Origin of the sequence: Psychrobacter sp. Ps4 (assembly GCF_022129285.1) — a bacterium.
GTDB lineage: Bacteria > Pseudomonadota > Gammaproteobacteria > Pseudomonadales > Moraxellaceae > Psychrobacter > Psychrobacter immobilis_A.
This window is the reverse complement of sequence record NZ_JADQAK010000001.1, coordinates 263,820-275,997: the sequence shown is the minus strand read 5'-3', so window position 1 is coordinate 275,997 and position 12,178 is coordinate 263,820. Positions and strand designations below refer to the sequence as shown.

The 12,178-nt window shown below is 41.9% G+C and carries 9 protein-coding genes; 1 reads left to right on the top strand and 8 read right to left on the bottom strand.

From position 1 onward, the window contains the following. Nucleotides 1–17: 17 nt before the first annotated feature. Together I3252_RS01105 and I3252_RS01100 are read right to left on the bottom strand one after the other, a co-directional pair. Nucleotides 18–1,286: an integrase arm-type DNA-binding domain-containing protein gene (locus I3252_RS01105; RefSeq protein WP_193836979.1), complete on the bottom strand. Its 1,269-nt coding sequence runs from the start codon at nt 1,284–1,286 to the stop codon at nt 18–20. Nucleotides 1,287–2,503: 1,217 nt separating this feature from the next. Beyond that, a complete protein-coding gene (locus I3252_RS01100) occupies nt 2,504–2,989 on the bottom strand; it encodes a hypothetical protein (RefSeq protein ID WP_238033940.1) in 486 nt (161 codons plus the stop codon). A 222-nt stretch (nt 2,990–3,211) separates the two neighbouring features. On the opposite strand from I3252_RS01100, the gene I3252_RS01095 reads away from it, so the two are divergent. Beyond that, complete coding sequence (locus tag I3252_RS01095) at nt 3,212–3,877, top strand: hypothetical protein (RefSeq protein WP_238033939.1); 666 nt, start codon at nt 3,212–3,214, stop codon at nt 3,875–3,877. Nucleotides 3,878–4,028: 151 nt separating this feature from the next. On the opposite strand, the gene I3252_RS01090 is transcribed toward I3252_RS01095, so the two are convergent. From I3252_RS01090 to I3252_RS01065, 6 genes are all read right to left on the bottom strand, one after another. Continuing rightward, the gene (locus I3252_RS01090) at nt 4,029–4,772 is read right to left on the bottom strand and encodes a M90 family metallopeptidase (protein WP_238033938.1); all 744 of its coding nucleotides are present in this window, start codon (nt 4,770–4,772) and stop codon (nt 4,029–4,031) included. Nucleotides 4,773–4,868: 96 nt separating this feature from the next. Further along, nucleotides 4,869–5,879: a RhuM family protein gene (rhuM, locus tag I3252_RS01085; protein ID WP_238033937.1), complete on the bottom strand. Its 1,011-nt coding sequence runs from the start codon at nt 5,877–5,879 to the stop codon at nt 4,869–4,871. Between the two features lie 87 nt (nt 5,880–5,966). Further along, entirely contained in the window at nt 5,967–7,031 is a 1,065-nt protein-coding gene (locus I3252_RS01080) for a helix-turn-helix domain-containing protein (RefSeq protein WP_238033936.1), read from the bottom strand. A 168-nt stretch (nt 7,032–7,199) separates the two neighbouring features. After that, complete coding sequence (locus I3252_RS01075) at nt 7,200–9,281, bottom strand: hydantoinase/oxoprolinase family protein (RefSeq protein ID WP_238033935.1); 2,082 nt, start codon at nt 9,279–9,281, stop codon at nt 7,200–7,202. Nucleotides 9,282–9,330: 49 nt separating this feature from the next. Beyond that, nucleotides 9,331–11,094, bottom strand: a complete 1,764-nt coding sequence (locus I3252_RS01070) for a hydantoinase B/oxoprolinase family protein (RefSeq protein WP_238033934.1) — start codon at nt 11,092–11,094, stop codon at nt 9,331–9,333. Nucleotides 11,095–11,512: 418 nt separating this feature from the next. Beyond that, complete coding sequence (locus I3252_RS01065; protein WP_201553839.1) at nt 11,513–12,061, bottom strand: peroxiredoxin-like family protein; 549 nt, start codon at nt 12,059–12,061, stop codon at nt 11,513–11,515. Nucleotides 12,062–12,178 lie beyond the last annotated feature (117 nt).

Here is a 12,178-nt window from a genome sequence, read left to right as displayed (position 1 = left end):
TTAACGTAAAGTAAGTATTACGTTGAACCCCGGAGCTTATCTATATAATCAGCCCAATCTTGCATCATCAGTATTCGAGTATCAATTTCATCTAATCGGTTATAAGCGCCGCCATGCGTATCCTTTATTCGATGTCCTAATTGCAGCTCGGTCACGATATCTGAATAACGCAACTCAGGTTGCTCCATAAGTAAGGTTTTAGCTGATGCTCGAAAGCCATGAGCGCATTGCACATCTTTGTAGCCAAGCCTATGAAATATTTGTACTAGTGTTGCTTTGCTAATATAAGGATTGCTTGAGACACGTATCGATGCAAATACATGTTCTTTGTGACCTGTGATTGCTTGTATTTTTCGTAAGCGCTCAATTACTTGAGTGGCTAGTGGTACAACTAAATGAGATACCATGTCATCACGACCTTCGCCTTTAGTAGGAGAAAACTCCCATAGCTTATTATCCCAATCTATATCTTGCCAACGCATAGACCGCAAATCGATACTACGCACAAAGACATACGGTAGTAAATTCATCGCTTCTAATGTGGTTTTACTTGCACCTTTGAAATGGGACATATCGTTCAGGAGGGTAGCAAACTGATCAGGCTTGGTAATGGCTGGTAAGTGGTTGCCTGAACTGGCAGGTGCGAGCTCGCCACGTGTATCAATAGCTACATTTCTATCGCATAATCCTCTTGCGACAGCAAATGAGAAGACTTTTTCAGTATAAAGCCGAGTGCTGGCACCAACGAAGGTTGCTTGATTTTCATTGTTTTGAATCGCCTCACATACACTCAATATCATCTCGCTCGTGATATCATTCATTCTTAAGTCGCCAATTTCTTGGCACATGTATCCTAGACACAAATCCCAAAATTTAAGGGTTGAGTCACTAAACGCGCGCTTTCTAGATTTACTATGGTGACGACTTGACGTTTTGTGATCTCGCCACGCTTGTGTGATTTCAGAAAATGTGGCGTTCTTTAGATGAGCATACTTATTGACTTGCTCTTTTTTATGAATGGCTTTAGGGTCGGAGCCTTGTGCGACCATGCTAAGTATAGTTTCTGCTTTATACTTAGCTTCATATAGACTGATATCTTCGACCTTACCTAGCATCATTCTAGGGCGCTTACCATCGATATGGGGATGAGCGTACCGTAAGTAGTATTCCTTTTTACCATTTGGATAAATACGAATACTTAAACCCGCGATACCTGAGACACTGACCGAGTAATCTTTATCTCGGCATTCAAGTTTATTGATATCATTTAAATTATCGACAGCCATGATGTACATCCGTCAGCTTTATAAGCTAGGTAAATTGTGAATGTTAATCTATTATCTCTATACTTAGATTTAGAGCAATCTTTGCGCACGTTTTATAAATCCTGAGAAGCGTCTTCTGGGAAACGTAGATAGCTATTGGACACTAACATGGACACTGTTATTCATTAGTGAGTTTACAAAACCCTTTAAATGGAAGGTTGTAAAGTAGAATCATCCCCAAACTTCACTTGGGGATGATTGTAGTATAACGACTGAAGGAGGAGTAGGCTATGCGTTTATTGAGCTGTAGGTTATTATTACTGGTTATTTTGGTCAAATAATTGGAGTTAATATAAGATGGATGCTTTGCCTAGCATTTGATTGAGCATATTTTTGAAAAAAACCATGCTCCTGTACGTGCACAGAATATAAAAATTATGGGCATAGTACTGTTCTGTGCAAATTTGGCGGTTGTCAAATTAGTGCTTTAGATGAAATTATATTACGAATAGTGAGGGGTTTTTGATAACTTAAAACAAAAAGTATTACAGCTTAGTTGGTCATGATATTCGCCACTATAAGGTAGTTCCAAACCAGACTTGCAGACAGGCTAAGTAGGAGCATTGTAAGATCATACCTGCGCTATTAGAATTGATATGAAGTAACAGATATCAAAAAGATTTATGATTTTTGAGCTAAGCTAATAATCTATAGGTAGTGATATCTTTATATGCCTAACGTATTGCAAGAGCATTCGTACCAAAGAGCCAGATGATTAAGATGCTAACAATTGAAAAATGATAGCGAAATTGGCTATTGGGTGATGATTAGTAATTAGGAATTGGATAAAGTACTGATTAGATATTCTGGCAGATGTAGCCAGTATGATGGTGACACATAGAACAAAATCATCAAACAGTTTAGCTTTAAAGCTTCTATGAGTGATAAAGAAGATTTAGTTAAGGTTTACCATAGTGATGATTGCAATACATGTGAAACGGTTATTAACTAAGCTGACTAGTTGTTTATGATATAAACATAACCCCATGAATTTACTATCAGGTACTGCTTATTTAACATAATATACATTATGCGAAAACAAACCAATGGCTTTAGAAGTTAGGCTCATAGTTTTATACAGTGTCATTTATAAGCTCTCATGATTGTTTCTGTGATTTTTATTTAGGGTTTATAACTTTTTATATTTAGGTATTAATAAAAGTAATACTCAGCATTGGCTAGCGACAGGTTTCTAGTAAATGCTTGCGCAAAGACTTGCCATCTTCATCTAAAATCACATCTGCCACTCGGCAATCAGCATCGTCATCGGTACCATTACATGACAACTCATAATAAACATTGCTGCCATGTGCCAAACTCACTTGCACCAATCCTTGGTCAGTCATCGAAAACTGTTTGTCTTGGGTATAATCAGGATCTTGCGAATCCCACAATACATCATAATCAACATGACAAGATATTTGCTCTCTATCAAAATAGTCTTGCTCAATCTGCATCGCGGCTTGTAGATCTGGGTCGGCATACTGTTGCAATACGACCGGATTATCCATGCCTTGATTACTGACGTCTTGCTGATACATGTTGCTAATGGTCGCTATTTTTATGGCTGCATAAGTCTGAGTTGACTCTGCTATATCAGCTATAGCAGAATTGGTTGCTATTAGTCCCATAGCTAGCAGCGTCAGTGAATAATGTGTTGGCATGGCGTTCTCTACGAGCTTCAATGATATAAGTGTTATAAACCATTACATCATAACCATATTATGACTCTGCTGTATTATCGTATCATTCCGGTTTATCTACTAAAAACGATCTATTACTTAATAACTTTTAAATAATAACTTTTTGCTCAGTAATCTTGTGAAATTTGCTAATTATATTCACAGTAACGTATATTTCGATAACCACTGCGACAAGGATACTTTATGACCCTATTATCTACCTTCAAAGACCGTTCATCTAAATTAACCGTTGGCGGCGCATTGGCTTTGGCGCTAGCAGCAACTGGCTGTCAATCTTCTGCTGAATCCAATATAGCCACTCCAAATCAATCTAACGGCCATTCATCAACGCCCGTTGTCTCCGATATCAGTCAGCAAACCCTTAAGCAGCAAGCCTTACGTATTCAGCGCGCGCTTGTAAATAAAGACTTCGCTCGCATCACCAATGATATTCATCCAACCCGTGGCGTCCGTTTTTCGATGTATGCCTATGTGCGTCCTGAGACAGATAAAGTCTTTAGCCGTGCACAATTCGCCCAATATTTGCAACAGTCTAAAATTCGTTTTACTTGGGGTGAAAAAGACGGTACGGGCGATCTACTCGTCACGCCACTACCTAGATATTTAGACACGTGGATTGATGCTAGCAAATTTAACAATGCCAGTATCAGTATTAATGAGTTCCAACACAGTGGGAATATGATTAATAACCTGAAGAAAATTTATCCCAATTCAGAGGTTGTCGAGTTTTATCATAAAGGCTCGGAGGAATACGCTGGTATGGATTGGCGCATCATGCGTTTAGTGTTTGAAGAATATCAAGGTAAACGTTATTTGGTCGCTATTGTGAATGAGCAATGGACAACTTAAATAGTTTTTATCTATAAAAACATAGACTTAAAGGAAAAATAAGCCAAAAAAAAGGGCAGTGTTATTAAATCAACACACTGCCCTTTTTCATTGCTTTTTCATGTCTATATATTCATTATCAATCCTTAATAGTGACTATTAATGATTTTGATTAAAGTGGTGTTTGGTGAAAAAACTTCACCATTATGTCGTAAATATCAGGGTAAGCATCGACCAGCTTTTGCGGCGTCTCAAAAAATACCTCACTGAGCACTGCAAAAAACTCCGCTGGATTAGTCGCGCCATAACGATCAAGACCTGATTTATGATGGCTTTGAAAATCCTCAAAATCTCGTGTCATAATTTCAGTCCAGCGCGCAGGATTCATATCCGCTTGTAGCGGTGGAAAGCCATTAGCACGGCCATTAAGCATATCGAGCTTATGCACAAACTCGTGAATGACGACATTGTGACCATCACGTTCGCCTGAGTGCTTGGCATCCTTCCATGACAATATGACCGGCCCGCGCTGCCACGCTTCTCCGCTACGGTGCTGACTACCTTCATGGACAATGCCCAGCTCATCGACAGTGGTAGTTTCACTCTTATAGGAACCAGGATAAATGATAATGGCTGACCAGCCAGCATACCATTCAAGGCTAAGGTTTAAGATAGGCAGGCAAGCTTGTAAGGCGATAGATTGCCGCACCGCATTGGTAATCTCGAAACCCTGCGCGCCAGTAATCGACTTATCCGCCAAAAACAGCATCGCCAGCTCAAACAAGTGTGTTAGCTCGTCCTTATTTAACCTATCAAGTATGACAATACGCTGAGCTGCTTGCATCCAGTCAGCATGGGTAAACTCGCTATTGTCCAGTATGCGCTGCTCGCGCCAGTCTTTTATCATGCTAAACATATTGAATTTCCTTTAATTTTATCGTTGGACTGTGCTTTTTATTATTAGCGTTATGCGTTTTATGATGTTAAATAATGCTGACAATAAGCCTATTTATCAAGATTCTAACGACAGCATATTCATAATTAATTTAATCAAGGTTTCTTTTTGGTTGGGGTCAGATTCAGCGACCAATAAGGTTAGTGCGGCAAGCCCCGTGTTATTAATAACCATGTCACCTTTATCATTGAGCAGTCGATTATTACGATGCAGAAAATCTACAAACAAAAAAGCGCCGCTACGTTTATTACCATCGGTAAAAGGATGATTTTTGACCATAAAGTACAGCAGATGCGCCGCTTTACTCTCGATGGTCGGGTATGCAGGCTCGCCAAAGACGGTTTGCTGTAAATTACCCAACACACTGTCCAAACCATCACCGCGAGGCTTAGCAAATAGCTCAGTCGCCTCGCCTCTATTTATCAGCTGCGCTTTTAAATCCGTCAGCGCTGCCATCGCCTCAGTCGGACTGGGTAAGATACCGCCATCCTCCCCTGAAGGATTATCAAGCAAGCCTTCATCATAACGCTGTAACCATAAGAACGTCTGTGTATAACGGCTGATAATTTCAACCAAGCCGCGTCCTTCATCGGTTTTAAGCTCGGGACTTTGCGCGGTTTTCCTAATTAAATTTAATGCTTGTTGTAGTTCGCTTGAGTTTTTATCAAAGCGCTCTTGATTGAGTGTATAGCCTTGAACCAAGTATTCACGTAGACGCTGGGTTGCCCATATACGGAACTGAGTACCTTTTTTAGAATTAACCCGATAACCCACAGAAATAATAGCATCTAGATTGTAAAAGCGAATGTTACGTCGAACCTGCCGATTTCCCTCTTGACGAACTACCGAGGATTGCTCGGTAGTTGCTTCTGGGTCTAACTCACCTTCTTTATAAATATTTTTTAGATGTAATCCTATGGTATCCGAGTCTTTTTCAAACAGCGTCGCCAATTGGGCTTGTGAGAGCCATAGTGTGTCGTGTTCTAAGCGTATCTCTATCTGCGCCTTCCCATCAGCGCTTTCATATATCTCTACTTTTGCTGTTTTATCATTCGTAGCACCAGTCATCTTGGTTTTTCCTTAAATATAAATATATGCGCTAATGCTCAATGTATAAATCATACAGCGACTGCATAACAGAGTACATAATAATGACTATCCTGTGCTTGGTGTATCTCGCGGCGAATAACCGAAGTGCTGCTTATAAATACGTGAAAAATAACCTTGATCGGTATAGCCTACTCTATGAGCGACCTCATCTATAGTTACATAGCTTTTGGTTTTTAAAATATGATTGGCCTGCTTTAAACGCAATTCTTTGACCCAGTCTGAAAAAGTATAAGGTAGTTCGGAAAACAGCTTGTGTAAGTATCTGACAGAGATATGACAAGCAGCAGCGACCATCGCTGGGGTTAAATCAGGGTTCTCTAGATGCAAATAGACGTAGTGCTCGATGCGCTTTAGATGCACCGACTGTATGGAGGATCTGGTACTCATCATCACCTCTTTCGGGGCGCTTAATGTCAATACAATAAGACTAAGCAGCTGCTGCTCTAATATTTTTATCTCTAAATCACCCAGCTGATTGTTATGAATAAGCGCCAGTATTTGACCAATTTGAAATACTAGCAACCTGCCAGCACCTTCATCAATAGTTAATCTGCGTGCGAACTGTCGCTCTATGGTGCCCATTTGCGCAGTAAGTAATGCGAGCGGCACTTTGATGACATACAGTGATGCTTCGTGCAAATGATAAAACTCATAAGGTAAGCTGGACAGTTCAATAAAGAATTGACCGGGTTTAGAGGTCAGCTGCCGTCCTTTTTGGGTAAAACGAACGTCGCCTGTCATAGGAAAAGTAATTAAAATACTGTCATCACTATAGCCGGAGCTCTGTCTACCGCGATTATAGTGCACAGTATTAGCATGATAGTGCGAAACACCTATCTCCATAAGCTTAGCATGTTGCAAAAAACCAGAAAACTTATTCGGTTGCCTGAAACTCACATCAAGATCAAAATAAGTCTCGTTGATGGTATGTTTCCAATCGAAGGCACCTAAGGTTTGCATGCGCTCCGTTGCTGGCATCTCTAACCCTGAGGAGCTTAGAAGATTTTTATTCATTGATAAATCATGTGCAGCGATGTCTTTTGTCTTATCTGCTAGCAAGGTTTTATGAGAAGTATTTTGATAACGATTTGGCTTTTGATTTGCATTCATCCTTGAACACTCAATATATGGTATACAACTGTACTGATATCCTATCAGTTATTCATCAATAATCCTCTTTTATATCATAAAATAAAAAAGGCTTCAGGCATTAAAGAGTACTTAATGCCTGAAGCCTTGAGTTGGTTTTTCTTTATAACCTGCTTTTATAGACTTGCTTTATGCTGCTCGAGTCAGCTTATAAGTGCCAGTCTCATGCAGCTCTGCTTGCCAGCCATTTTTAATGACCACAGTAGTGGTTGGCTCTTGGATAAGCGCAGGGCCTGTGACCAATGCACCAGCACCGAATTTCTCACCGTCATAGATAGGCGTATCAATCCAGTCATAGGACTGATCAAACAGCATCTCGCGGCTACCCGTTTTAGCATTACTGATATCCCCTTCCTGCGGCACAAGGCTCGGTAGTTTTGGCTTACTTATTTTACCAATTACCGATACCTCAATGTTGACCAGCTCGACGTGACTATCACGCTCATCATAAGTATAAAGTTCACGATGGCGATGATGGAACAATTCTAAAATGGTGCTGACGCTATCAGCATCGAGCTTACCATTCGGTATCAGCACGTTACATTCATGCACCTGACCAACATAGCGCATTTCCATGGTACGTTCGATGGTGATATCTTCATCTGTAAAGCCATCTTCTAGCAGTTTTTGTACACCCTGCTCCTCAAGCTCTTGTAGCTTAGCATTGAGTGATTGCAATTCTACATCTGGTGCGAGAATCATCATTTGTGTCGCTAAGTAGTTATACTTGATATCAGAGATAATCTGACCAAAAGCACAGAGACAGGATGCGATTTTTGGTATTAAAATAGTTCCAATGCCCATCTCCTCAGCCAGAGCAATAATATGCATGCCAGCTGCTCCGCCTGCGCAGACTAGCGCAAAATCCCGAGGGTCATAGCCTTTTTCGATAGTAATACGGCGAATGGCATTAGACATGTTTTGGTTAACGATAGTACTGATACCAAATGCGGCATGATCTAACTCGATATTTAGCGGATCAGCGATGTGTGTTTGCACCGCTTGTACCGCTTTGTCTTTGTCTAAAGTCACACTACCACCTAACACCGCATTCGGCTGTAGATAACCCAATACTAAGTTTGCATCTGTGACGGTTGGCAAGTCACCACCTTTACCATAACATGCCGGTCCAGGAGTCGCGCCAGCACTCTGAGGGCCGACCTCTAGCATACCAAAGGTATTAACATGGCCAATAGAGCCACCGCCCGCCCCTAATGTCTCTACATGAATCATAGGTACGCCAATACGATTACGTAAGAAATCAATATCGCGGTTGAGGCTGGTTCTGCCTGCCTTCGCCATGGTGATGTCAAAAGAAGTACCGCCCATGTCGACCGTGATAATATCGTCAATTCCAAAAGGGCTGGCAATATACAGACCCGCTTGTGGTGCAGATGCTGGCCCCGAGTTAATGGCATTTACCGCACGCTCTCGCATGATACTACCAACTGCAAGCCCGCCATTAGACTGGAAATAACGTACGGGCTGCTCAGCGCCTAACGCCTTAAAATAGTCGTCAATCTTATGGACATAAGATGCCATAACTGGGCTTAAATAAGCATTTACTAGGGTCGTTGAGGTACGGGTGTATTCCTTAATCTGTGGATATACGTCACTACCACAGCAGACGAACACCCCTGGCATATGCTGCTCAACAAGCTCTTTGGCGCGCTGCTCATGCTGAGTATTACGAATAGACCAGACGAAGGAGATAGCAACAGCCTGAACGTCTTGCTGCTTTAACACTTTAATCGCATCGAGGATATCTTGCTCATTTAGCGGCTCGTGTTCAGTGCCATCAGCTAAGATACGACCACGGATAGGGAAGCGACGATCACGGGTAGCAATTTGCGGTGCTGGCGGATAGCTAGCATCATAGCGATACCCTTCTTCTTTATGCCCTAAGCGTATCTCGATACTGTCCTCGTGGCCTGCCGTACATAACAGGCCAACCTTTACCCCTTTCATCTGAATCAGGGCGTTTAGCGCAACAGTAGTACCATTGATACATAGGTCACAGGCTTGAATAATCTCTTCAATAGGACGGTCAAACTGTCTGGCTATTTGCTGTAACCCGTTGGCAATGGCTAAGGTACCATCCTCAGGGGTAGAAGGTGCTTTAAATAGATGAACATAACCACTTCTTTCGGCCAAAACAAAGTCAGTAAACGTCCCGCCAGCATCGACTCCAATACGGAAATCATTTTTCATAAGTCATCCTTAACTCAAATTATTTAATATCATCAGTTAGTTTTGGGTTTTATGCTGTCAGCTTACGACGTAAAGCATCCGTCTCTGCTTCATTGACTGCGAGCGTTTGTGGATCAATAACCACCCCGTACTCAGTCTTAGCCGCTGCTACTGATATGATTCTTTCTTCTACATCTTTTAATACTGCGAGTACCGACCGTGCAAACGAGCTGCCGTAGCCGCCACCGCCTGGATTGGTATTACGCGCACGGTCGCCTGGTTGAATTTCAGTCATTATATTTTGCTTGTGCAGATCGGTGACGCCATCCTTATGGATAATCTCTAAGCGCCCTAATTTCAGCTCAGGTGAGATTTGTTCTGCACCTGCAGCGCCCATTGTCGGATGCTCACGACCTTCCCCAAACGCCACTACTGTCATCTCATGACCTAAAGGCTCAACTTCCCATACGGTGCCGCAACCACCACGATACTCACCAGCGCCGCCACTGTCTTCTGCCAAGCCATACTTATGAATTAAGATAGGATACTGATACTCTAATAGTTCAATATCACCAGAGCTTAACGCGCCAAAGCAGCATAAAGGACCGCAAGCATGCCAGCCGTCCATTTGCTGAGTCGCGCCAGCACCAGAGATAATCGAAGCTAGAATCATAGTGACGTACTGTTCCCCTGTTTTTGGGTCAATACCTGAGATGTTGATACCAGAAGCATGACCCCAAGAAGCAATCACACGATCTGGCGCGGCATCTTCAAATGCCATACGCACGGCATCGGTCAAGGTTTCCATCGGCGTGGTGGTACAGTTGACATGAGGGGCAGGCTCTTTGGCATTACATAGCGTGCCATGCTCACCCAAGTCTACTGTGACACAGCGGTATAAACCTTCGTTGTACGGCGGGTCTACTTGGGCAAACATCATCAGACCTAGCAGTACACCAGACATCGAATTGCCTGCATAGGAGTTAATGAAGTAAGGTACTTGCGGTGGACTGGTAATCTTGATATGTACATCGCTGTTTTTAATCTCAATATCAGCGCTGATGGGCAAATCACCCAAACCATGACCTGAATCTTCTAATACCGCTTCACCATGATACTGGCCATCTGGAATAGATGAAATTAATGAGCGCATATGGGTATCAGCCATATTCTTTAGCTCTTCGATCGCCGCACGGACGGTCTCTACCCCATACTTGTCTAGCAACGCAATCATATTACGCTCACCAACCGCACAAGCCCCATATTGAGCATTAAGATCGCCTTCTTGGTTACGGCGAGAGCGCATATTACTATGAATCAAATTAATGACATCACGACGTCGAACGCCTTTTTCCCATATTTTAATAGGCGGAATGCGCAACCCTTCGGCGTATATCTCTTTAGCGTCTGGATTATATCCTGCTGGCACGGGACCACCGATATCAGTGACGTGACCTTTGCATACTGTCCAAAACACCAACTCGCCTTTATAAAACACTGGCTTATACATACAGCAATCTAGGATATGACTGCCCATCATCACGGGATCATTGTGATAAATAACGTCGCCTTCATGAATATCATCACCATAATATTCGGCAACGGCTTTCATGGCTGGCATGAGCGAGCCTAGATGAATAGGAATATCCTGACCCTGCAAAATCATCTCAGGCAGATGATCAAACAAGGCATTACTATAATCATGAGCTAGGTTAAAGACGCTAGAGCGTGCGGTTTTTTCTAAGGTTGTCGTCATCTCGCGCTGCGCCGTTTCTAAGGCACCACGTACGACGGACAAAGTAATAGGATCAATTGAAGTGTGAGCGTTGCTCATGTGAGACTCCCTGTCTAGAAATTTATATCAGAAGATATGAGTGGCTCTGTAAAATATAGCGCCCAATGTGGCCGTCAATACTTCACAATTACACTCATTCTTTGTCTGGTCGTCATCTATCCTAATGACGAAGCTTTTTTACTATAGCGAGGTTTTTGGTAAATTAATTGACTGACAGTGCAGAGTTTTTGACTGTGAGTGCACACCTGTATGAATAAGTCTTGTGATTTCAGCTTTTGGAGAGAATGTTAACAATAAAGAGCGTTTGCAATAAAAAAGACAATGCATCGGTTATGATGCACTGCCCTATGAATTTACGTCTTTGACTATTTATTAGTTTAGTTTTGAGTTTACAGCCACACTTAAGCGTATTAAATGTCTGACATCAAGAAAAAATGCCGTCGTCAATAATACAGTCTTAAGCATAATCGTGTGTACCACGAATAGGATAGTTGTTTTCTGGATTTCTGATAAAGGCTAGACCATTTGCCAAGGCTTCCAGCTCAGGTCTAGCAAAAGGAGCGTTGGAGATATCTACAATCTGAATCTCCCCTTCTGTATTAATAACAAACAAGCCGGGCTCTGCAAATGGATGATCGGTTTCTTTCTCTGAACGTGGGTTGGAGATATAAAGACCCAGCATTTTCATTTGTTCAACGGTCAGATCATAGGCGATAGGAAAGCTTACATTTATTTTTTCCAAATGACTTTCTACCTGCTCTTTGCTGTCACCTGAAACAGCGATGACGTCGACACCCGTTTCATTAAATGCTGATTTTAATGTTTCTAACTGATTGAGATATTTGGTGCAAATGGGACAGTGTTGACCTCGGTAAACAACCACCATTTTCCAGTCATGACCATTTTCGGGCTTACCTAATAGCGTCATGTCACCATTATAAGTGGGTACTTCGATATTGGGGAATGTTGCACCAGCAATGATTTTTGGGTTGTAGTTTGCTTGCATTGTTTTATCCTTATAGTTTTGAGTCAAAAACATTTAATATCAAATTTGAGTGTTTGCTCAATTTGGTATGTATTGATACTACAAGCAAAAAGCCGACGGTGAAGTCGGCTTTTTGTT